Source organism: Rhodoferax sp. (assembly GCF_028688795.1).
GTDB lineage: Bacteria > Pseudomonadota > Gammaproteobacteria > Burkholderiales > Burkholderiaceae_C > Rhodoferax.
Window position 1 is genome coordinate 100,724 of record NZ_JAQTXM010000007.1, and the last position, 21,627, is coordinate 122,350.

Below are 21,627 nucleotides of genomic sequence, written 5' to 3' on the forward strand. Positions count from 1 at the left end.
GAGCCCACCATGCAGCCAGCTTTTTCTGTCATTTTTCTCACCACACTGATTGGTGCCGCTCAGGGCCTGTTTTTGGCGCTGTACGGCGCTGAGCTGACTGGTTTGGGTGGACTCTCCCCTGAAGACCACCAACGCTTTTTAGTCATTGGAAGTCTCGTTGCATTGGTGCTCACGAGTTTGGGCTTGATCGCCTCATTTTTTCACTTGGGCCATCCTGAGCGGGCCTGGCGCTCGGCCGCCATGTGGCGCACGTCCTGGTTGTCACGTGAAGTGATTGCGTTGCCGTTGTTCATGGCAGGGTTGTTCGTCTATGGTGTCGCCCATTTGATGGGTTTGAATGGCACGCTGTGGATTGGCGCCGTGGTCGTGGTGCTATGCCTGTCCCTGTTCGTGTGCACAGCCATGATTTACGCTTCGGTGCGGTTTTTACAGGAGTGGGCCAGTGCGCTCACGCTGATCAACTACTTCTTGCTGGGTTGTGCCTCCGGCTTGACGCTGGCGACTGCGCTGGCTGCCATTTTGGGTGCATCTGATTGGGCAGCAGCTTACGCTTGGGGTGCTGGCTTGCTAACAGTGCTGGCTTTTTTTACACGCAGTGCCTCCCTTTTGCGCAATGCCCGACTCAAGCCCAAATCAAATCTGCAAAGCGCCATTGGCATCAAACACCCACGAATCGTGCAAAAGGCGCAGGGGTTCATGGGCGGATCATTTAATACCCGCGAGTTCTTTCATGGGCGCACGGCGCAGATGCTGCGCTCGGTCAAATGGACTTTCCTGTTGATGGTGTTTCCACTGCCGCTGCTGTGCCTGACCCTGGGTGTCAATGCCACCTCGACAGCGCTTTTGTTCCTGGCTTTTGCCCTGCAGTACACCGGCTTGCTGGCCGAGCGCTGGTTCTTCTTTGCGCAGGCCAATCACCCCCAGAATCTGTACTACCAAACCATTTCTTGAACAATTTTTTTATTTTGCCGGTGGTTTCCAAACCGATCCGGTCGCAGGAGCACTACGATCCAATGGGAATCATGAATAGTTTAGACAGTTGCTCCGGCCCGCTTTTACCAAGAAAATTGGCGCTTATTGCTCGTGCCCTTATTGGTTTGGCGATGCTCATGCTTTTGGACGGTCCGGTGCATGCCGCTGCAGAAAGTGTCGTGCCTTCTTCGAGCCTGCCTTGGTGGTTTTGGCCGCTCGCCCTTTTTGTGACATGTTTCTTTATCGGCATAGTGGCCGTGCCTGCAGGCATTGGCGGTGGCACGTTGTTCGTGCCCATTATTGGCGGTTTTTTCCCGTTTCATCTTGACTTTGTGCGCGGTGCTGGTTTGCTGGTGGCACTGGCCAGCGCCTTGGCGGCAGGCCCCTTGCTGCTACGCGGTGGTTTGGCGAGCATGCGCTTGGCGTTGCCGTTGGCATTACTTGCGTCCATCAGTTCGATCTTCGGCGCCATGCTAGGCCTGGCCATGCCCGCATCAACAGTGCAAACTCTGCTGGGTGTGATTGTGCTGGGGATTGTGGTACTCATGTTGACAGCCAAAAAGTCAGAGTTTCCTCATGTTGCACAACCAGATAGGCTTTCCAGCGCCTTGGGAATACATGGCATCTTTATCGATGGTGCGTCAGGCCAAGCCATCAACTGGCAAGTGCATCGCACCCCCACGGGTTTGTTCATATTTTTGTTGATTGGTGTCATGGCGGGTATGTTTGGCATTGGCGCCGGTTGGGCCAATGTGCCCGCGCTCAACCTGCTGATGGGGGCTCCTTTAAAAGTGTCGGCTGGTACTTCGAGCCTGGTGTTGTCGCTGGTTGATTCGTCTGCGGCCTGGGTCTATATCAATCGGGGTGCCGTTTTGCCTATGATTGCCGTGCCATCAGTCGTCGGCATGATGGCTGGCGCAAAGATTGGGGCGCGCTTGCTAAACGTGCTCAAAGGTTCCGTCATTCGCAAAATGGTCATTGGATTGCTGCTTTTTGCGGGTTTTCGCGCGCTGCTCAAGGGCTTGGGTATCTGGGTTTAAGGAATAACGACATCATGAAAACACCCACTTCTGAGAATACTCAACTGCAGAAAGCTGAGGCCAATCTTTACGCTTTATTGCTTGATTGGGGCACCCGTGTTGGATTGTTGGTGCTCGTATTTGGCTTTGCTGCGTACGTGCTTGGTTTTATCACCCCGCATGTTTCCCTGGATCAATTGCCTCAGCTCTGGAGTCAGCCGGTGGCTATCTACCTGCAAAAAACAGATACCCCAACAGGTTGGGGGTGGTTGGTGCATGCAGGCAAAGGAGACATGCTGAATTTGGTTGGTATCGCCATCTTGGCGGGTTGCTCTTTGCCGCCGCTACTGGGATTGATTCCGCTTTACCTCAAACGGCGTGACTACGCTTATGCTGGAATTTGTGCTGCAATCATTCTGGTGTTGGTGCTGGCTGCATCTGGTGTTTTGAGCGGAGGCCATTGAACATGAGTCAGCTCTTTACTCGCCTGTTGCTGGCGACCGAACATACCGAATTTGATGCTGGCGCTGAGGCCGTGGCCATCAGCATGGCTCAGCGCTGTCAGTTGCCTTTGGCAATGGTGTTGCCGCTGGTAAGTAACCCTGAGTTTGAGGCGCTGGCCCCTGACATTGCTTTGCGTGCCGAGCAGGAGGCTGCCGTAAAAATCGCCGAGATCCGCGCCAAAGCTCAGGCGCAAGGGGTGGCCATTGATCTGCGTGTGCGCCGTGGCGAAGAGCCCTACCAGGAAATCCTCGCCGAGGCCCGCGAAAGAGACACTGAACTGATCATCGTTCGGCGACGTGGCAAGCGCGGCTTTTTAGCCAACTTGCTGGTGGGTGAAATGGTGAGCAAAGTGCTGGCACATGCCCCGTGTCATGTGTTGTTTGCGCCACGCGATGCGCACATGTGGAATCAGGGTGTATTGGTCGCCGCTGAGCCGGGTGAGCTAGGTCTGCGCCTGGTCAAAACGGCCGCCGCCATTGCCGCTGAATGTAGCTTGCCGCTACATCTGGTTTATGTCACTGCCAGTGAAACCAAATCAACTGCAATCGCCGATTTCCTTGTCGAAGCGCAGGCTGCGGCACTGCAACTCGGTGTTAGTCTGAAAATTGAGTTGCGCCATGGGAAAGCCTACACAGAAATTTTGGCTGCCGCATCTGGAAGTCAAGTTGATTTGTTAGTCATTGGTAGCAGAGGTGACAGCAACATTGGCAGAGCCATGATCGGTGGTGTAGCCCAGAAGGTCATCGGTTTGTCAGAGAAGCCTGTGCTTGCACTTAATCTAATTCGAAAACCTGGAGACAACGCATGAGTGACGCACTGAACTACCTCATCAAGACCCGGCCTGAAACCGTCAGCCATTACTTTGCTTTTTTGAAAGAAACCGGCAAACACCTTGACCCCAAGACTCGTAACCTGATTTCGGTTATCAGCAAGGTGCATTCCCAGACGGACCGCGGCTTTCGCCAGTATTTGGGCCGTGCGCTGCGGGAGGGGAGCAGTCCGATGGAAGTATTGGATGCATTGCTGATGGCGTTTCCCATATTGGGCCTGGCCAAAATCGTCTGGGCTGTCGACATCATTCTGGACATGAAAATCCCGGGCTTTGCACCCGATGTCATCACCCAGTTGACCCCCGCACCGGGCCAGTGGCGCGATGTGATGGCGGCCAAAGATGTGCCTGACGCTGAAGTTATTCGTACTGAATTTGACGGCCGTGGTCTGTTTGTTTATCGCGATAAAAAGACTTACCAGGTGTATGACAGCCACTGCCCCCACCAAAGTACAGACATTACCCAATTGGCAGTGACGGGCACCACGCTGACCTGCCCAAAACATCAATGGCAGTTCGACGCCAAAAGCGGCGACTGCATCAAGAAGGGCAACACCGGCCTCAAGCGTATTGAATCGAAAGTTGTGAAGGGGCGCTTGCTGGCTTTTTGGTAAGTCATGCGAGAAACGTCACCTTGCCCGTTCACAGTCACCCTCAGTGAATCCCCCTTGGTATTTTTTAAACAACAACCGGAGAAACCATGAAAGCAACTCGCAAAATTTTGTACCTGACCCCCTTGTGCGCGCTGCTTGCCGCTGGGTCTGCACATGCTACCAACGGCATGCTGATGGAGGGTTACGGCCCAATCTCCACTGGTATGGGTGGCGCATCGCAAGCCATTGATCATGGCAACGCCGGTATGGCTCAAAACCCGGCCACGCTGGGCATGATGGCGGACGGCACCTCGCGTCTGGATGTGGCTTTTGGTATTTTGGGGCCTGATGTGAAAAGCAGCATGGGTGGCATGGAGGCCAAGTCAGGTGGTACGTCTTATGTGATGCCTGCTTTTGGCTATACCAAGCGCAACGGGGCGTATACCTACGGCATTGGCATGTTTGCACAGGGTGGGATGGGGACTGAGTACGATGGCAATACATTTATGGGCGCTGGGCCCGCTTTTCCCGCGCGATCTGAATTGGGTGTGGGAAATGTGATTTTTCCAATTGCGTATCAAGTTAACTCCAATTTAACAGTGGGTGCTTCACTGAAGTTCATGTGGTCGTCTTTGGATATGAAGATGAATGCCAGTGTTGCTCAAATAGGGCAAATGGTCGCTGACTCTGGTGTTGCGCCTGTTAATTTTGGGATGCCCGGAAACACCGTTGCCGCAAACATCAGTTTTTCCGATGACAACGACTTCACGGGTGCTGCTAAATCGACCGGTTTTGGCGCTTCCTTGGGGGCTACTTACAAGGTCAGTCCGGAAGTCGTGGTGGGTGTCTCCTACCAATTCAAGTCGGCGCTCAACGACATGGAAACTGGCGGTAGTGCTGCGACCATGACGCTTTTCGATAATCTGGGTGGGTCAATGGTTTTCAGTGGAAAGATGACTGTGATCGATTTCCAGATGCCATCTGTTTTGGCGGCAGGTGCCAGTTGGCAAGTCAGTCCTTCCTTGTTATTGGCTGCTGATGTGAAGTACATCGGGTGGGCCGATGCCATGAAGAGCTTCAAAATGCGTTATGACAGTGGAGTAAGCGCAGTCAATTTCGCCATGAATCAAAACTGGGAAGATCAGACTGTGCTGAACTTGGGCATGGCCTGGAAGGCCAACGACAAACTCACCTTGCGTGCGGGGTTGAACCTCGCTGACAACCCAATCCCGGATACCTACGTTAACCCCTTGTTCCCTGCCACGGTGAAAAGTCACGTGACCTTGGGCTTGGGATACAAAGTGTCAGAAGCCGGTGACTTCAACATGTCTGTGACGATGGCGCCCAAGGTCACTGTGACCAGCGGAGCTGGCCCTGATATCTCACACGCTCAGACCAACTGGCAGTTCATGTACAGCCACCGCTTCTAAAACTAACTTGTGCTTGCTTGATCAAGCAGGCTTCAACGTGTGGGCGCAGTCAGACATTGGCTGTGCCCACATGCACGTCAGGGTTTGATGTAGGCAAAACCTTCCTTGACCTGAAGCTTGGCAGCTTCTGCCACACCTGAAGGCACAAGTGTTGTTTCCATCAGCAGTTTGTCGGGGTCGATGTTGCGTGAGACCAAGGTGTTGTTGCAGACCCTGAATTCAACGCCCTTGGCTGCGAGTTCGCTCACTGCCCCAGAAAACTCGCGGCCTTTGCTGTCTTTTGCGTCGGTCAATAAAAAGTCAATACCAGCTCCGTTGGTAACCACCACGATCTTTGCTTTGGGGTCGGCGTCAAGGTGGTTCTGAATGTTGTTCAGCGCCCCTGCTGCAGTGTCAATGCCGGTGGTGAAGTGGTACACCACCTTGGTGTCCTGGGCTTGTGCAAGTGCGGCACTTAAAGTCAGAAAAAAGACGATTAAAAATTTGTACATAGTGTGTTCCTGATGTGGGGAGGTTGATGAATTGTCCTGACTTGAAAGTCCGGGGTAGCAAGCCGCTACCTGAATGCGTCTGGCACAACTATTTTTTCCAGTTGGGGTTTGTACGGTGTTGGAAACCACACTACCCACAGTACTATTTATATATCCGAATCGACTGATGAAAATCACTGATGTGTTTTGTCCGTTGAACTGATAGGTTCTTTAGTGGTTGAACATTTCAAGGAGATCAAGTGAAAACTTCGTTCAAAGTAGTAACGAGCCTGATGCTCGCCAGCCTTTCCATGTGGGCCAGTGCCGATGCGCTTCAGGTTCGCAGCATGGCGGCATCATGTGCGGGTTGCCACGGCACCAGTGGCGTTGCGCAGCCGGGCATGGAAAGTCTGGCAGGGCAGAAAAAAGAAGATTTTTTGAAAAAAATGCAAGACTTCAAGTCGGACAAGAAGCCCGCTACGCTCATGCACCAGCTCTCAAAAGGCTACTCAGACGCACAGATCGACCAATTGGCTGAATATTTCGCCGCATTGAAGAAATAAGGAGAATGATATGAAACGTCGTCAATTTGTAGGTACTTTGGGCGCTGGCTCGGCGCTCGGTGCTTTTGGTACGCTTGGCATGTTGTCAGGTTGTGCATCAACCGGTGGCAGCAACGGCCCCAAAGTGGTGGTCGTCGGGGGGGGGTTTGGCGGTGCCACTGCGGCCAAATATGTGCGTATGTGGTCTGACTATGGTATTTCTGTCACGCTGGTAGAGCCCAATGCGTCGTTCATCTCATGTCCGATCTCTAATCTGGTGATCGGTGGGGTTAAAACCATGGCCGACATCACGACACCTTATGACGGTTTGGCTAAGAATCACGGCGTAAAAATGGTTCATGATTCTGTCAGTGCGATTGACGCCGACAAGCGGATTGTCAAATTGGCGAGTGGCGGCGAGTTGCCGTATGACCGGTTAATTCTGTCCCCTGGCATTGACTTTATGTGGGAAACTTTACCTGGCATGGCCAAGGCGGGCGCCAAAGACAAGGTGCTGCACGCGTGGAAAGCTGGCGCCCAAACCGTGGCCTTGCGCAAGCAGTTGGAGGCCATGCCCGATGGTGGCGTGTATGCCATGTCGATTCCGTTGGCGCCCTACCGTTGTCCTCCCGGCCCGTATGAGCGCGCTTGCCAGGTGGCCAATTACTTCAGCAAAGCCAAACCAAAATCCAAGGTGCTGATTCTCGATGCTAATGAAGATGTCACCTCTAAAGGCCCGTTGTTCAAAAAAGCTTGGGCAGAGCGTTACAAAGGCATGGTGGAGTTCCGTGGTAAACACGCCGTGCAAGATGTAGATGCGTCTACCAATACCCTTAAATTTGAGTTCCAGGATGACGTGAAAGCTGATGTACTTAACGTCATTCCGCCAATGCGTGCCGGCGCCATCGCCGTTCAAACTGGCTTGGCAACCGCCAATAAGCGTTGGTGTGAGGTTGACTTTCTGACCTTTGAATCCAAGGCTGCCAAAAACATCCATATGTTGGGTGATTCGATTCAAGTTGCGCCTGGTATGCCCAAATCCGGTCATATGGCCAACCAGCATGGCAAGACCTGCGCGGCTGCTGTGGTGGCTTTGTTGATGGACAAGACACCCAACCCATCACCAATCTACAACAACACATGCTATAGCTTTGTCAGTAGTGAGGATGTGGTCCATGTGGCCAGCGTGCACACCTATGACCCGGTAAAGAAAACAATGGTCACCGTGGCTGGTTCGGGCGGTGTTTCAAAAGCTGCCAATGAACTCGAAGGCCGTTTCGCTTTGGCATGGGCGCAAGGCATTTGGGCCGATACCTTGGGCTAAGAAGAAATGCGCACGAAAAAAACTTTTGTGGCGTCGGTGCTGGCGTTGACTTTGGGCTCCGTGTGGGCCCAGGCTGACCAAGCACGCGCTGAGAAAATTGTGTCAGGCTCGTGTTTTTTGTGCCACGGTGAAAATGGTGAGTCGTCCAGCGAGATTTTCCCTAAACTTGCTGGACAGCATGCCAACTACATTGCCAAACAACTTGACAACTTCAAAACCGGCAAGCGTAAAAGTACCGCCATGGCAGACATGTCAAGCAGGTTGACGTCTGATGAGATGCTTGCTTTGGGGCAATACTTTGAAGCCAAAAAATCAGCAGCCGAAGCGGTAAAGGATCCTGATTTGGCAGGCGTAGGGCGATATATTTTTAATAGTGGAAATCGCTTCAGTGGTGTGCCTGCCTGCGCCAGTTGTCATGGTAAGGATGGCTTGGGTACAGCTAACTTGCCGCGTTTGGCGGGTCAGTACGCGTCTTATCTTGAAACGCAACTCAAGCTCTTTAACCAGCGGGATCGCACCAACGACAATGCTGTGATGCATTCGATTGTCAGCAAGATGTCCACGCTTGAAATGGCAGCGGTCGCTGAGTACATCAGCGGCAAATAAGCGGCTCGGTCCCGGGAGCGGTTGCATCGATTATTGTTCAGGGTGCCCTTTGCCTGCTCACGGGGACCGTTGGTGACGCGGTGGCGGGTTGAGCATCAATCAGGCGGTCGGTCAACCCGGCTCCAGCCCACATACCCGCCAGCGCGAGCCAGGCCGTCAAGGCAAAAATTGACCCGCCCGTGATCCCCGCACCTACCGCGCAGCCGCCCGCCAGCATGGCACCAAAGCCCATCAAAATTGCACCGGCAATATATCGGCGCATGCTGTAGCCGTCCTTGAAACCTTCCAGCGCAAAGTCTTTACCCACCCAGGCGCCAATGAAAGAGCCCAAAATCACGCCTGGCACCAGGCCAAAGTTAAAGCCAATTGCTGGAGAGGGAGAGGCCACGACGCGCATTAGCCATTCAGCTGATGGCCCGCTGAAGGTCAAACCTTGAACTGGCACGACTTCAAATGAATTCTTTGAGACCATGTAATTGAACCCCCAGCCAGCCGCCACGGCCAAGCCGGTACCAATGCCCCCCACCCATTTCCAAAAACCCCAGCCGCTGCGAACAGAGACATATAAACCAGCAATGAGCCACAGCAATCCAAAGCCCAGGCCACCCCAATGCCCCGCCCCGACCAGCGCCAACAAGTTGCGTGCATTGCCGCCATCTACCGTCCACCAACTGCTGATGGTTTCGCGCCAAGGTGACAGTACCCCACCAAGAGCCGCCTGGGCCGTGACAGCAAAAATCAAACCTGAGAGCAGTGCACGCAAATTTCCATTGGCGGACAGCACGAGCAAACGGCTTGCACAACCCCGCGTCATGATCATGCCAGCACCAAACAGCAATCCGCCTACCAATGCACCCGAAATGCTGCCAGTGGCTGAGATCTGTCGGGTTGCACCCACGTCCATGTGCCCTGTCAGGATCAGCAACTGAACGCCAACCACCGCGCTCGAAAAAGTCAACAACCAGACTGAGAGTTTTTCGCCGAATTTGTGATGCCAAAACTCCAGCGTGGCCGATCGCAAACAGAATTTTGACCGTTGGGCGAAGAATCCAAACAGCGCACCAATCACGAGGCCACCCATGGCCAGCACTGTCTTGTCACCGTAACTTTCAATGATGCTGGCTAAGTTCATCTGTGCTCCAAATTATTCATATTTAGCTTATATTACAGAGATAAGAATAAATCGACTCAGCTTACTTTGGAGACATCCTTGAAAAAAATAGTTTGCGCCTCGCGCTTCTGTGTCCTGTTATTTGGTCTGTTGCTTGGTTGTTTGTCAACGGTGTACGCCGCTGGGGCTGCGCCAATGGAATTACATCAGGTGTCGCCATCTGCCTGGTATGTTCAGGGTCTATCTGCGCTAGGCTCGACTGAGAACCAAAACTTTATCTCAAACGCGGCCTTTGTTGTCACACCTGCAGGGGTGGTCGTGATTGATGCTTTGGGTTCACCTGCACTGGCGTCTCGGCTGGTCGCTGAGATCAAAAAGGTCACGCCTTTGCCCATCACGCATGTGCTGGTGACGCACTATCACGCAGATCATATTTACGGTTTGCAAGTGTTCAAGGCGTTGGGCGCAAGAATCATTGCACACAGAGCCTCGCTGCTTTACCTGAACAGCGAAACAGCGCGGTTACGCCTGGAAGCATCTCGCGAAGAATTGTTCCCCTGGATTGATGATAAAACACTCCTTGTGCCGGCTGACGATTGGCTTAATGGTGACAAAGAGTTGGCTATTGGTGGCGTGGTGTTTCAAGCCAAGTCAGTGGGGCCTGCGCACACCCCGGAGGATTTGGCGTTCTATATGCCGTCGGAAAAGGTGCTGTTTGCTGGTGACCTGGTGTTCCGGAGTCGCATTCCGTTTGTGGGTGGTGCCGACAGTCGTCACTGGATCACGGCATTGGACCAACTGTTAGCGTTTGATACCAATGTGATTGTGCCGGGACACGGCCCTCTATCTAATGAGGCACGCAAAGACATGCAGCAGACCAGAGAGTACTTGGTCTACCTACGTACGGCCATGGGTCGTGCCACTGAAGCCATGGTGCCCTTCGAGGAAGCTTATAAAAACACCGATTGGACACCCTTTGAGCACTTGCCACTGTTTGGCGTGGCGAACCGAATGAACGCTTACAACACTTATTTGCTGCTTGAGCACGAGGCCAAGTAATGCGCCCATCCTCATTTTTTATAACGCGCCGTCAATGGCTGCTGGCGGGTGTGACATCCAGTCTGGTGACTGTGGTCCATTCCGCTGGTGTGGCGTTGCCAGTGCCGACTTCGTTGCCAGACGAATTGGCTGCCGCGTTGAAAAGAGGCAGTCCGCTGCTGGTGATGGTGAGTTTGGAGGGCTGCCCGTTTTGCAAGGTTGCGCGCGAGAACTACCTGGCCCCGTTGCAGCGTCAGGCTGGTCTGGCCATGGTGCAAATCGACATGCGTAACCGCCAGATGGTGCAGGACTTCGGCGGCAACAGCCAAACCCAGGATCAACTGATCCGAAGCTGGGGTATAAAAGTAGCACCCACGGTGCTGTTTTTTGGGCGGGGTGGGGCGGAAGTGGCAGAGCGCCTTGTTGGTGGCTATATTCCAGATTTTTATGGTGCCTACTTGGATGATAGGCTGCGAACGGCTCGAGCCGCTGTGGCAAATTGACGAGGCAAATCCATGATTCCCATCAAAACTGAATCTGCCTGGCGGGGCATCTCAGACTGCCGCAACTGCGGTATTCGCGACATGGTGCTTTTTTCTGACCTCAATGAACATGACTTTTCACAAATACATGCGCCTATAGATGACCTTGAATTTGCGAATGGCGTGGTTTTGTATGGGGAGGGCAGTGCTGTTCAAGGCATATTCACATTGCGCAGTGGCATGGTGAAGCTGGTGCGCAGCACGCTTGATGGTCGACCACGCATCGTACGGGTCCTGCGTTCTGGCGATGTTGTGGGGTTGGAAGCCCTTGCGAGCGGACACTACGACAGTGACGCTATCGCACTGACGCCAGTCTCTGTCTGTCGCATTCCATTGGAGGTGGTTCAAAAACTTGCGTCCAACAGCCCACGTCTGCATACCCAGTTGATGAGCAAGTGGCAGCGCACACTCAAGGACGCAGACGACTGGTTGGCCGACCTGAATTTTGGTACGGCGCGACAGCGTGTGACCAATTTGGTGATGAAAATGCGCAGCCCTAGCGATCACGATGTCTCAGTGCTTTTTTCGCGCGAAGATATGGGTGCCATGCTGGATCTCAAGTTTGAGACCGTCAGTCGAGAAATGACTCGCTTGGTGCGAGAGGGCGTGATTGAGCAGCTTGACAAACAGGGGCGCATCTACCGCGTGTGTTTGCCCAACAGCATTCAGTCAGACTAATCGACCTGCGCAGTTATCAGCCGTTTTCAGGCAAACTCGTTGAGACGACACGTTTTTTTGCTGGGTTGAGGGTATATCCTAATATTGCTATGCAATTATTTAAGAGAACATTGATATAAATCAGTAAGTGCTGATTGTGCTGATGTCTTTTTTAGTTGCATCAGCGTCCCTACCTGTTCTATCAAGGAAAAACGTGAATTCTTCAATCCGTAAACTTTTTTGGTTGCCATTGCTGGCAGCCGTTTTTTTAACTGGTTGCGGCACGATCAGCACCATGGGCAAGCTAGAAAGCGGCGCTGGCGCAGAGGCCAGCACCATGTGGGATCGCTGGATTGCGGCTGATGGTGACATTGCCGTGGCCACCACTTGGGAGCGCAAGGTCAAAGCGGGCTTAACGGTTCAGGATATCGAGCAGGCGTTTGAGCAAATTTCTGCTGAGCGCAACATGAAGGGTGTGGGTGAGTTGCCACTGTCCAAAGAATTGGAGGCGCGCACCGGCGTCAAGCAAAAATTTCTCAAGGTGTACTCCTACTGCTCGCCCGCTACCGCACGCCTGATGGTTGATTTCAGTCCTGCCATGGGCGCTTATTTGCCTTGCCGTCTGACTGTTGTGGAGCGGGATGATGGTTTGTGGATTTACACCCTGAACATGGACATGATGGTCAAGATGGGTCGCAAGTTGCCATCCCCCCTGAAAGAAGAGGCGTGGAAAGTGCGTGAAACCATTTACCAAATGATGGACCGTGCAGCCAAAGGTGACTTCTAAGCCGAACTGGCCCAAGGAGACAACATGATGCATAAATTCAGGTCTAAAAAAACACCGTGCCACGCTGTTGTTCTGGCGGCGTTGGTAGCGCCATTGTCCAGTGCCATGGCCACCAATGGCATGCTGATGGAGGGCTATGGTGCAACAGCGACGGGCATGGGAGGTGCGTCGCAAGCGTATGACGTTGGTAACTCCGGCATGGCGCAAAACCCCGCTACCTTGGGCTTGCAACCTGAAGGGTCAACGCGTATTGGTATCAACATCGGTCTTTTGCAGCCCGATGTGAAAAGTACGGCAGTCACGCCAATGGGGAATATGGCCGCCCAATCTGGTGGCGATAAGTACCTCATGCCTTCATTTGGTTACAGCAAGCGCAGCGGCGACTGGACCTACGGACTTGGCATGTTTGCACTGGGTGGCATGGGTACCGAGTACGACGCCAATTCATTTATGGGTAGTCTCCCCCCGGACGGTCAACCTGGTTTGCCCGCACGCTCTGAGTTGGGCGTGGGCAATGTGTTGATTCCTGTGGCTTACCAGGTCAACAACCAATGGACGGTTGGTGCCACCGTGAAATTTGTCTGGGCTTCGCTGGACCTGATGATGAATACGTCGGGGCCACAGTTAGGGAGTCTTTACGCATCCGGCAGTGGCGCCTTCGCGCCAGCGAATGTCGCTGGACTGAGTTCAGCCACATGGACCCGATTAGAGTTTTCTGATGGCGGCAAGTTTACTGGAGCGGCCAAGGGTAATGGTTATGGCCTAACTTTCGGAACTACCTATAAATTGTCAGATGATGTGATGCTGGGCGGCTCGTATCAATTGAAAACTGCGCTGAGCAATTTGGAAACGGGAAACACGGGAGCCACACTCTCCACCTCATTGGGAATGTTGCCAAGTGTCAGCGGAAAGATCACCGTGATTGACTTTCAGATGCCCTCGGTATTGGCGGTCGGTGGCAGTTGGAAAGTGTCACCGGGTGTGATGTTGGCTGCGGACATCAAGCACATTGGCTGGTCGGAAGTCATGGATAACTTTCGCATGCGCCTTGACACCAACATTGGAAGTGTGTCGTTTGAAATTCCTCAAAAATGGAAAGATCAAACCGTGCTTAACCTGGGTGTCGCTTGGGCTGCCACTGAGGCGTTGACCCTGCGTGCCGGGCTTAACTTGGCTGACAACCCAGTGCCTGACCAGTACGTTCACCCCTTGTTTCCAGCCATTGAGAAGAACCATGTGACTTTGGGTTTTGGCTACCACTTGAGCAAGAACGATATGATTAATGCGTCCTGGTCTCATGTCCCGACGGTGACGGTAACCAACCCTGGCAATGCGGCAAGCAACTCACCTCCAGTCGTTATTTCACATGGCCAAAATAATTTGCAGTTTAACTATGTTCGGTCCTTTTAGTGCTTGGGGCCACTTCTGTTTGGCTGGCAGCGCCCTCGATTTTTTATCAATCTAAGGAGATCACAACTATGAAGCGACTTGCATTTTTGGTGTTGGGTATGGCGCTCTTCAGCGCTCAAGCGCAAGAGGTTCCTGCTCTTTATGTGGGGGCTGACCTCAAGCTTGGCGAAAAGTTAATTGCAGACAACAAGTGCGAGGCATGTCATCAGCAAAAAGTGGGTGGCAACGGCAGTGCCATCTACCGCCCAACGGGTCGTGTCAATTCTTTGGGGGCGCTACGTGGACAAGTTGAGGCTTGCAATCAGATGCTCAACATCGGGCTATTTCCTGATGAGGTGACCTCTGTCTCAGCAGTGCTGAACCGGGATCATTACCGCTTCAAGTAAGTGAAAACCCCCATAGCTTGACATGTCAATATGCGATATATTTGCATATCCGTATATATAGATTAAAAAGATGAGCGAGCCCGATCTTCCGAAAGTGTCAGCGCCAGCGCTTGAGCGTGCGGCAGAAATTTTTGGAGTTTTGTCAACGCCTATGCGTTTGCAGATCATTGGTGCCTTGTGTGGTGGTGAGCAGAATGTGACGCATTTGCTTGGAAAAATTGAGGCGTCCCAGCCCAACATGTCCAGGCATTTGCAAGTCATGTACCAAGCTGGTGTGCTGTCCAGGCGGCGCAGTGGCCAGCAGGTCTTTTACCGTATCGCAGATGAATCTGTGGTGCGTGTGTGCAAAGCGGTGTGTATGCAGGCAGAGTCTGAACAATCGACATTTGCGATTTGATTTTTGTATGCCAAATGGCATGCGGTGTGATGATGTGATTCGAGGAACGCGTAAAAGGAGTGTTTTGAATGGAACAAAGTACGAGCTCAGGCCGATTGATCAAGGCGCCTGAGAATTTTCTGAACCAAGACGGCATAAGAGCCGTTTTTTCAGAAGCCAAAAAAGGTCGGCGCGACTTTATTCGCAATGCCTTCGCTGCTGCTGCAGCAGGCGCCGCTGTACCTGCCGTGATGGCGCAAGGTAACCCAGTTCCTGTGGAGGGTGGCGACCCTAACATCTTGAACCTTCCCGCGCACAGCGTGGGCTTGGGTCAAGGCGTGGCACAGAACGATGGCTATGGCAAACCCTCGCAATATGAATCTGGCGTGCAGCGTCGTCAAAGCCCAGGCTTAACGCAAACCACGCAGTCCTCAGTGTCGTTCGCCCCTTTGCAGTCATTATTTGGCATTGTGACGCCAAGTGGTCTGCACTTCGAGCGGCATCACCAAGGTTGGTGGGATATTGACCCGTCCAAGCACCGTTTGATGATCAATGGCATGGTCAAGGCGGCCAAGGTGTTTACGCTGGATGAAATCATGCGTTTGCCCTCGGTGTCGCGTTTTCACTTTATTGAGTGTGGTGCCAATACCGCCGTTGATTGGGGTAATGTGGCCGTGCCCACCGTGCAATACACGCATGGCATGGTGTCATGCAGCGAATTCACTGGTGTGCCTTTAATCACCTTGCTTGAAATGGCGGGAGCTGACCTCAAGAACGGCAAGTTTGTGCTTGCAGAGGGTGCCGATGGCTCATCCATGACGCGTACCATTCCGATGAGCTTGATCAAGTCTGGCGAGGTATTTGTCGCCTACGGTCAAAACGGCGAAATGTTGCGGCCTGAAAACGGTTACCCGTTGCGTTTGATTGTGCCGGGTGTTCAAGGCGTGAGCTGGGTCAAATACCTGCGCCGCATTGAAGTGGGTGACATGCCCTACGCGTCCAAAGACGAGGCGGTTCACTACATTGATCTGATGCCCTCCGGACAACACCGCCAGTATTCTGGATTGCAGGAGTGCAAAAGCGTGGTCACCACGCCGTCCGGTGGCCAAGTGTTATTGGACAAGGGGTTTTACAACGTCACCGGTTTGGCATGGAGCGGCAAAGGAAAAATCAAAAAGGTCGATGTCTCGGTGGATGGTGGTCGCAACTGGCGCACTGCGCGTCTTGAATCCCCCGTGTTGTCCAAAGCGTTGACGCGATTCAATATTGACTGGGTCTGGGACGGCAAGCCCGCCATCATTCAAAGCCGGGCCATGGACGACACTGGTTTTGTTCAGCCAACTTACAAACAATTGCGCGCTGTTCGCGGCACGCGTTCGATCTATCACAACAATGCCATTCAGTCGTGGTTGGTGCAGGAAAATGGTGAGGTGAAAAATGTTCAGGTTTCGTAAAGCAATCGTCAGCGCAGTTCTTCTGGCACTTGCAGGGGCTGTGACTGCTCAACCCATACTCAAGCTAGCCGGTCTTGGACGCGACGCTACGCCCAAAGAAGTGGCTGCGTGGGATATTGATGTGCGCCCCGACTTCAAAGGCTTGCCTGCAGGTTCGGGCACAGTGGCAAAGGGGCAGGATATTTGGGAAGAAAAATGCGCCAGTTGCCATGGTTTTTTTGGCGAATCTGGTGAGGTGTTCAGTCCGATTATTGGCGGGGTCACACCCAAAGACATTGAAACTGGGCATGTGGCCAATCTGATCACACCGGGCTATCCGGGGCGCACCACTTTCATGAAGGTGGCTTCCGTCTCTACATTGTGGGATTTCATCAATCGCGCCATGCCATGGAATGCGCCGAAGACGCTGAAAACGGACGAGGTTTATGCTGTATTGGCATTCATGCTGAACATCGGTGGCATCGTGCCTGAAAACTTCACACTGAATGAAAAGACCATTCGTGATGTGCAGGCCCGCATGCCCAACCGCAATGGCATGACGACTGACCACACCCTGTGGCCTGGCAAGGAGTTTGGTGGTGCCAAAAAGCCAGACACGCAAAACGTAGCCTGCATGAAAGACTGCACACCTGAGCCCAAGTTGGCATCGTTCCTGCCAGACTTTGCCCGCAATGCGCACGGCAATCTGGCGGAGCAAAACCGCATGGTAGGGGCGCAGCACGGCGCAGACACCACGCAGCCAGAGCCAAAAGTGGGCGAGAAGCCAGCTGCGACACCAACCGCGCCCAAGCCGCAAACTGGTACGCCAGCCACAGGCGCAGATGCGGGTAAGCCAGATGCCAAAAAGGCAACGGCTTTGTTGCAGAAAAATGGCTGTCTGGTGTGCCATGGCATGACCAACAAAATTGTTGGCCCTGCATACACTGATGTCGCTAAAAAACATGTGGGCAATGTGGAATATCTTGCCACGAAGATCAAGGCAGGTGGTGTCGGCGTGTGGGGTCCTATTCCCATGCCAGCCCAAACTTTGAGCGAAGCAGATGCCAAGACCATTGCGGTGTGGTTGGCTGCCGGGGCAGGCAAGTAAAGCCTGCCAAAAATGAACAAATTTTTTCTTCGCATGAACTTAACCAAGGAGCTACCCATGCAAACTCGTCGCGAGACACTCAAACACAGCGCTATCGTGGCTGGCCTGCTGGCCACCACCGGCCTGTTTCCCCAATACGCCTTTGCTTACAACAAAGCAGCCTTTGATGCCAAATCTGTTGCCGACGTGGTAAAAGCCCTGGGTGGCAGCGCCCCTGTGGAAAGTAAAGACGTCACCATTGGTGGCCCAGATATCGCTGAAAACGGTGCCGTGGTGCCATTGACCGCCAGCACCACGCTGACCGGCGTCAAGCACATCTTGCTGCTGGTTGAAAAGAACCCGTCCGCTCTGGTGGCCCAGTTCAACGTCACCGACAGCGTCGAGCCCAACTTTGCCACCCGTTCCAAGATGGGCCAATCTTCTGACGTCTACGCTGTGGCCATCATGAACGACGGCAAAGCCTTCTTTGCCAAAAAAGAAGTCAAAGTGACCCTGGGCGGTTGCGGCGGCTAAGCCCGACTTCTTTCAGCACCCATTAATTTATTGAATTCAGGAGTTTCAAAATGGCAGATCCAATGCGCATTCGCGCCCAAGTAGCCGGCGATAAAGCCACCGTACGAGTCTTGATGAGCCATGAAATGGAATCAGGCCAGCGCAAAGATGCCGCTGGAAAACTGGTACCCGCCATGCACATCACTGAAGTCAGCGCCACCCACAACGGCAAAGTCGTCCTGACCGCCGATTGGGGCTCTGCTGTCTCCAAAAACCCGTTCCTTCAGTTTGTGGTCAAGGGTGCCAAGGCTGGCGACAAAATTGGCGTGACCTGGAAAGACACCAAGGGCGACACCCGCACCGACGAAGCCACCGCTTCCTAAAGTCGACAAGCGTGCAGAAAAGGGTGAGCCTGGTACTCACCCTTTTTTCTTAAACGATGCAACCCTACGTTGAGGAGACAAAACCCATGAAAAAAGCAATGACGCTGCTGGTGCTTGGCAGTCTGGCCATGGCCAGCGCCCACGCCCAGAAATCTGCCGCCGTCCAATCCATCGAGGAATACCGCGCCATGCTGGCCGATGGCAACCCCGCCGAACTCTTTGAAGCCAAAGGTGAAGACCTCTGGAAACAAAAGCGCGGCCCCAAAGCCGCCTCGCTGGAAAAATGTGACCTGGGCCAGGGCCCCGGCATCGTCAAAGGCGTCTTCGTTACCCTGCCTCGCTACTTTGCCGACACCAACAAGGTGCAAGACCTGGAGTCTCGCCTGCTCACCTGCATGGACACCCTGCAAGGCCTCAATGTGGCCGAGATCGCCAAGACCGGTTTTGGCAAAGGCGAACAGAAAAACGTCACCGCACTGGCCACCTGGATAGCCGCCGAATCGCGTGACATGAAATTCAACCTGCCCCAGGCCCATGCCCAGGAGCAAGTGGCCTACGAAGTGGGCAAGCGACTGTTCTTTCAGCGCGGTGGCCCACATGACTTCTCATGCGCCTCCTGCCACGGTGCCGACAACTGGCGCATTCGCCTACAAGACCTGCCCAATCTGACCAAAAACCCGGGTGACGGCATCGGCTTTGCAGCCTGGCCTGCCTACCGCGTCTCCAACGGCCAGATGTGGGGCATGCAACAGCGCCTGAACGACTGCTACCGCCAGCAGCGGTTTCCCTATCCCGGCTTTGCCAGTGATGCCACGGTGGCGCTGGCCACCTACCTAGGCGTGAACAGCCAGGGTTCCAAGTCAGTGGCACCTGCCCTCAAACGCTAATGGATTGGAGATTCAACATGAAAAAACAACATGCATTTGCGCTCTCTGCCCTCGCCGCTGTCCTGATTGCTGGCTGCGCCTCCAGCCCCAGCACCGCAGACCTGGACAAGTTGACCGCTGACATCGTCAAGGCCTCTTTCTCTGACAAAGGCATTGTCAAAGTGGCGGTGATCGCCCCGGAAGAGATCAACATCGCCTGTAGCGCCGCTGAGGTCGCTGGCAAGCCGCTGAATGCAGATGTGGCTGAAGCACTTCAAGCAGCACAGCTCAAGACCATCAAATGGCCCACTGACGGCAATTACATGGGCGACTGGAAAGCTGGCGAAAAGCTGGCCCAAAGTGGCCGTGGCCTGACTTGGACTGACGCGGCAGACACCCCCAACGGTGGCAATTGCTACAACTGCCACCAAATGGACCCGAAGGAAATATCCTTTGGCACGATTGGCCCGAGTCTGACAGGCTATGCCAAGACACGTGGCGTTATCGCAGACCCAACCAGCCCCGCCTCCAAGGCCATCATTGAGTACACCTGGGGAAAAATCTGGAATGCCAAAGCGTACAGCGCCTGCTCCGTGATGCCGCGTGCGGGACACAAGGGCATCATGACCGAGGCGCAGGTTAAAGATTTGATGGCTTTGCTGCTGGATCCGAAGTCGCCTGTGAATCAGTAAAACGGCTTATTTCTACGGCCCGGCCTGCCCGGGCTTTTTTACTTCTTTTAAAACGGTGTTTACACAATGAATTTAACCAAACGCGAATTTTTCCAGGTGCTGGGCGCTGGCACCATGGCAGGCATGGGGCTGAGCGCTTATGCACAAAAGGACATGGCCACGGCGGTCAACGGCCTCTACGACATTCCAAAATTTGGCAATGTGTCGTTTTTGCACATGACCGACTGCCACGCGCAGCTCAAACCGATTCATTTCCGCGAGCCGAGCATCAATTTGGGCATTGGCAGCATGAAGGGGCAATTGCCCCATCTGGTGGGTGAGCATCTGCTGAAAGTGTCCAAAGTACGCCCCGGCACGGCTGAGGCCCACGCGCTGACCTATCTGGACTATGAGCAGGCTGCCAAACGTTACGGTAAGGTGGGTGGTTTTGCACATTTGGCTACCCTGGTCAAACGCATGAAGGCCAGCCGCCCTGGTGCGCTTTTGCTTGACGGTGGCGACACCTGGCAAGGTTCGGGTACGGCGCTGTGGACCAATGGCCAGGACATGGTTGATGCCTGCAAATTGCTGGGTGTGGACGTGATGACAGGCCACTGGGAATTCACGCTGGGCATGGAGCGGGTGAAAGAAATCGTCGAAAAAGACTTTGCCGGCAAGATTGATTTTGTCGCGCAAAACGTCAAGACAAACGACTTTGGCGACCCGGTCTTCAAGCCCTATGTGATCCGTGAAATCAATGGTGTGCCTTGCGCCATCATTGGCCAGGCATTCCCCTACACCCCCATTGCCAACCCACGTTACATGGTGGCGGACTGGGCCTTTGGCATTCAAGACGAAAACATGCAGAAGATGGTTGATGAGGCCCGTGGCAAAGGCGCGCAGGTTGTCGTGGTCATCAGCCACAACGGCATGGACGTGGACCTGAAAATGGCCAGCCGTGTCAGCGGTATTGACGCCATCATGGGCGGCCACACGCATGACGGCATGCCGGTGGCCAGCATTATCAGCAACAAGGGTGGCAAAACCCTGGTAACCAATGCCGGCTCCAACGCCAAGTTTCTCGGCGTGCTTGACTTTGATGTCAAAGACAAGAAAGTCACCGATTTCCGCTACAAGCTGCTGCCTATTTTTGCCAACATGCTGCCTGCTGACCAGGAAATGGATGCGCTTATCACCAAAATTCGCGCGCCGTATGAAGCCAAGTTGAATGAAAAGCTGGCAGTCACTGAAGGCACTTTGTACCGCCGTGGCAACTTCAACGGCACGGGTGACCAGTTGCTGGTGGATGCGCTGATGGAAGTGCAGGGCGCCGACCTGGCGTTTTCGCCCGGTTTCCGCTGGGGCACGACGTTGCTGCCCGGCCAGGCCATCACCCGCGAGTGGCTGCTGGACATGACCGCCACGACCTACTCTTACGCGACTGTGTCCGAGATGACCGGTGCCACCATCAAGACCGTGCTGGAAGATGTGTGCGACAACCTGTTCAATCCTGACCCGTATTACCAGCAGGGCGGTGACATGGTACGCGTGGGCGGTCTGTCCTACAGCTGTAGCCCACTGGAGAGCATGGGCAAACGCATCAGCGACATGCGCATTGGTGGCAAACTGATTGATGCCGACAAAAAATACAAGGTGGCTGGTTGGGCGCCAGTGGCTGAAGAGGCCCGAACTCAGGGTAACAAACAAGTCTGGGAAGTGGTGGAAACATGGCTTGCTGCGCGTGGTGGCAAGGTGTCCAAGCGCAAGCTCAATGCACCCAAGATCATTGGCGCTTTACCTAACCCAGGCTACGCGACAGTCTGATTTTTGACGTTTGTTTAACGCCCTCGGGGGCCAGAGGTTGATTTATAAGAAATCAGCCTCTGGCCCCCGTTGTTATTGGGTTATTTGCTATTTATTAGTAGTCTGTGAGGTGTTGGTCGCTTACGTAAGCAATTAGCTTCTAGCCCTTTATTAGTAAGCGCTAATCACTATATTTTCAATAGCATATTGACAACAGAGAAAGATGGGTGACGCTCACGCAGATGGCCTTTGCGGGGCATCACAAACGGAGATCA

General features: G+C 53.7%; 26 protein-coding genes. 23 read left to right on the top strand and 3 right to left on the bottom strand.

The genetic code is table 11. The features are described 5' to 3' along the window. The first annotated feature begins 9 nt into the window (after positions 1-9). The 6 genes from PHQ58_RS07360 to PHQ58_RS07385 all read left to right on the top strand — a co-directional run bounded on the left by PHQ58_RS07360 (position 10) and on the right by PHQ58_RS07385 (position 5,347). Positions 10-951, top strand: coding sequence for a DmsC/YnfH family molybdoenzyme membrane anchor subunit (locus tag PHQ58_RS07360; protein ID WP_300109131.1), 942 nt, complete (start codon positions 10-12; stop codon positions 949-951). 158 nt (positions 952-1,109) lie between these two features. Further along, positions 1,110-2,012, top strand: a complete 903-nt coding sequence (locus tag PHQ58_RS07365) for a sulfite exporter TauE/SafE family protein (RefSeq protein ID WP_300109134.1) — start codon at positions 1,110-1,112, stop codon at positions 2,010-2,012. A gap of 14 nt (positions 2,013-2,026) precedes the next feature. Continuing rightward, positions 2,027-2,455 carry a hypothetical protein gene (locus PHQ58_RS07370; RefSeq protein ID WP_300109137.1) on the top strand — a complete coding sequence of 143 codons (429 nt, stop codon included), beginning with the start codon at positions 2,027-2,029 and terminating at the stop codon, positions 2,453-2,455. A gap of 2 nt (positions 2,456-2,457) precedes the next feature. After that, positions 2,458-3,303, top strand: a complete 846-nt coding sequence (locus PHQ58_RS07375; RefSeq protein ID WP_300109140.1) for a universal stress protein — start codon at positions 2,458-2,460, stop codon at positions 3,301-3,303. Further along, the gene (locus PHQ58_RS07380; RefSeq protein WP_300109143.1) at positions 3,300-3,938 is read left to right on the top strand and encodes a Rieske 2Fe-2S domain-containing protein; all 639 of its coding nucleotides are present in this window, start codon (positions 3,300-3,302) and stop codon (positions 3,936-3,938) included. Before PHQ58_RS07375 ends, PHQ58_RS07380 begins: the two co-directional genes overlap by 4 nt. A gap of 86 nt (positions 3,939-4,024) precedes the next feature. Then, the gene (locus PHQ58_RS07385) at positions 4,025-5,347 is read left to right on the top strand and encodes a DUF5723 family protein (protein WP_300109146.1); all 1,323 of its coding nucleotides are present in this window, start codon (positions 4,025-4,027) and stop codon (positions 5,345-5,347) included. A gap of 77 nt (positions 5,348-5,424) precedes the next feature. Here the strand turns inward: PHQ58_RS07385 and PHQ58_RS07390 are convergent, their stop codons facing one another. Then, positions 5,425-5,838: a DsrE family protein gene (locus PHQ58_RS07390; RefSeq protein WP_300109150.1), complete on the bottom strand. Its 414-nt coding sequence runs from the start codon at positions 5,836-5,838 to the stop codon at positions 5,425-5,427. Positions 5,839-6,077: 239 nt separating this feature from the next. Here PHQ58_RS07390 and PHQ58_RS07395 point away from each other — a divergent pair, with 239 nt between their 5' ends. From PHQ58_RS07395 to PHQ58_RS07405, 3 genes are read left to right on the top strand one after another with little or no spacing between them, the layout of a single operon-like run. Next, positions 6,078-6,380, top strand: a complete 303-nt coding sequence (locus PHQ58_RS07395) for a c-type cytochrome (protein WP_300109153.1) — start codon at positions 6,078-6,080, stop codon at positions 6,378-6,380. A gap of 10 nt (positions 6,381-6,390) precedes the next feature. Beyond that, positions 6,391-7,683 (top strand): FAD/NAD(P)-binding oxidoreductase, encoded by a 1,293-nt coding sequence (locus tag PHQ58_RS07400; protein WP_300109156.1) that lies wholly within the window; start codon positions 6,391-6,393, stop codon positions 7,681-7,683. 6 nt (positions 7,684-7,689) lie between these two features. Next, complete coding sequence (locus tag PHQ58_RS07405) at positions 7,690-8,289, top strand: c-type cytochrome (RefSeq protein WP_300109159.1); 600 nt, start codon at positions 7,690-7,692, stop codon at positions 8,287-8,289. A gap of 37 nt (positions 8,290-8,326) precedes the next feature. On the opposite strand, the gene PHQ58_RS07410 is transcribed toward PHQ58_RS07405, so the two are convergent. After that, entirely contained in the window at positions 8,327-9,421 is a 1,095-nt protein-coding gene (locus tag PHQ58_RS07410) for a YeeE/YedE family protein (RefSeq protein WP_300109163.1), read from the bottom strand. A gap of 78 nt (positions 9,422-9,499) precedes the next feature. Between PHQ58_RS07410 and PHQ58_RS07415 the strand changes: the two genes are divergently transcribed. From PHQ58_RS07415 to PHQ58_RS07425, 3 genes are read left to right on the top strand one after another with little or no spacing between them, the layout of a single operon-like run. Next, positions 9,500-10,459: an MBL fold metallo-hydrolase gene (locus PHQ58_RS07415; RefSeq protein WP_300109166.1), complete on the top strand. Its 960-nt coding sequence runs from the start codon at positions 9,500-9,502 to the stop codon at positions 10,457-10,459. After that, positions 10,459-10,941, top strand: a complete 483-nt coding sequence (locus PHQ58_RS07420) for a thioredoxin fold domain-containing protein (protein WP_300109169.1) — start codon at positions 10,459-10,461, stop codon at positions 10,939-10,941. Before PHQ58_RS07415 ends, PHQ58_RS07420 begins: the two co-directional genes overlap by 1 nt. Positions 10,942-10,953: 12 nt before the next feature. Continuing rightward, positions 10,954-11,658: a Crp/Fnr family transcriptional regulator gene (locus PHQ58_RS07425; protein ID WP_300109172.1), complete on the top strand. Its 705-nt coding sequence runs from the start codon at positions 10,954-10,956 to the stop codon at positions 11,656-11,658. 120 nt (positions 11,659-11,778) lie between these two features. Here the strand turns inward: PHQ58_RS07425 and PHQ58_RS07430 are convergent, their stop codons facing one another. Next, a complete protein-coding gene (locus tag PHQ58_RS07430) occupies positions 11,779-11,934 on the bottom strand; it encodes a hypothetical protein (protein ID WP_300109174.1) in 156 nt (51 codons plus the stop codon). Between PHQ58_RS07430 and PHQ58_RS07435 the strand changes: the two genes are divergently transcribed. From PHQ58_RS07435 to soxB, 11 genes are all read left to right on the top strand, one after another. Beyond that, entirely contained in the window at positions 11,933-12,424 is a 492-nt protein-coding gene (locus PHQ58_RS07435) for a DUF302 domain-containing protein (RefSeq protein WP_300109177.1), read from the top strand. The genes PHQ58_RS07430 and PHQ58_RS07435 overlap by 2 nt on opposite strands. A 24-nt stretch (positions 12,425-12,448) precedes the next feature. Then, a complete protein-coding gene (locus tag PHQ58_RS07440; RefSeq protein WP_300109180.1) occupies positions 12,449-13,834 on the top strand; it encodes an OmpP1/FadL family transporter in 1,386 nt (461 codons plus the stop codon). Between the two features lie 68 nt (positions 13,835-13,902). Next, entirely contained in the window at positions 13,903-14,220 is a 318-nt protein-coding gene (locus tag PHQ58_RS07445) for a hypothetical protein (protein WP_300109183.1), read from the top strand. A gap of 70 nt (positions 14,221-14,290) precedes the next feature. Then, on the top strand, positions 14,291-14,617 hold the full coding sequence (locus PHQ58_RS07450; RefSeq protein ID WP_300109186.1) for a helix-turn-helix transcriptional regulator: 327 nt from the start codon (positions 14,291-14,293) through the stop codon (positions 14,615-14,617). Between the two features lie 68 nt (positions 14,618-14,685). Next, positions 14,686-16,050, top strand: a complete 1,365-nt coding sequence (gene soxC, locus PHQ58_RS07455; protein ID WP_300109189.1) for a sulfite dehydrogenase — start codon at positions 14,686-14,688, stop codon at positions 16,048-16,050. Next, complete coding sequence (locus PHQ58_RS07460) at positions 16,034-17,137, top strand: c-type cytochrome (RefSeq protein WP_300109192.1); 1,104 nt, start codon at positions 16,034-16,036, stop codon at positions 17,135-17,137. The genes soxC and PHQ58_RS07460 overlap by 17 nt, the downstream gene beginning before the upstream one ends. A 57-nt stretch (positions 17,138-17,194) precedes the next feature. After that, positions 17,195-17,650, top strand: coding sequence for a thiosulfate oxidation carrier protein SoxY (gene soxY / locus PHQ58_RS07465; RefSeq protein ID WP_300109195.1), 456 nt, complete (start codon positions 17,195-17,197; stop codon positions 17,648-17,650). A 50-nt stretch (positions 17,651-17,700) separates the two neighbouring features. Continuing rightward, on the top strand, positions 17,701-18,012 hold the full coding sequence (gene soxZ / locus PHQ58_RS07470) for a thiosulfate oxidation carrier complex protein SoxZ (RefSeq protein ID WP_300109198.1): 312 nt from the start codon (positions 17,701-17,703) through the stop codon (positions 18,010-18,012). An 86-nt stretch (positions 18,013-18,098) separates the two neighbouring features. Further along, the gene (soxA, locus tag PHQ58_RS07475) at positions 18,099-18,899 is read left to right on the top strand and encodes a sulfur oxidation c-type cytochrome SoxA (RefSeq protein ID WP_300109201.1); all 801 of its coding nucleotides are present in this window, start codon (positions 18,099-18,101) and stop codon (positions 18,897-18,899) included. Between the two features lie 17 nt (positions 18,900-18,916). Next, the gene (gene soxX, locus PHQ58_RS07480; protein WP_300109205.1) at positions 18,917-19,570 is read left to right on the top strand and encodes a sulfur oxidation c-type cytochrome SoxX; all 654 of its coding nucleotides are present in this window, start codon (positions 18,917-18,919) and stop codon (positions 19,568-19,570) included. 66 nt (positions 19,571-19,636) lie between these two features. After that, positions 19,637-21,373, top strand: coding sequence for a thiosulfohydrolase SoxB (gene soxB, locus PHQ58_RS07485; RefSeq protein ID WP_300109208.1), 1,737 nt, complete (start codon positions 19,637-19,639; stop codon positions 21,371-21,373). The last annotated feature ends 254 nt before the right edge of the window (positions 21,374-21,627 follow it).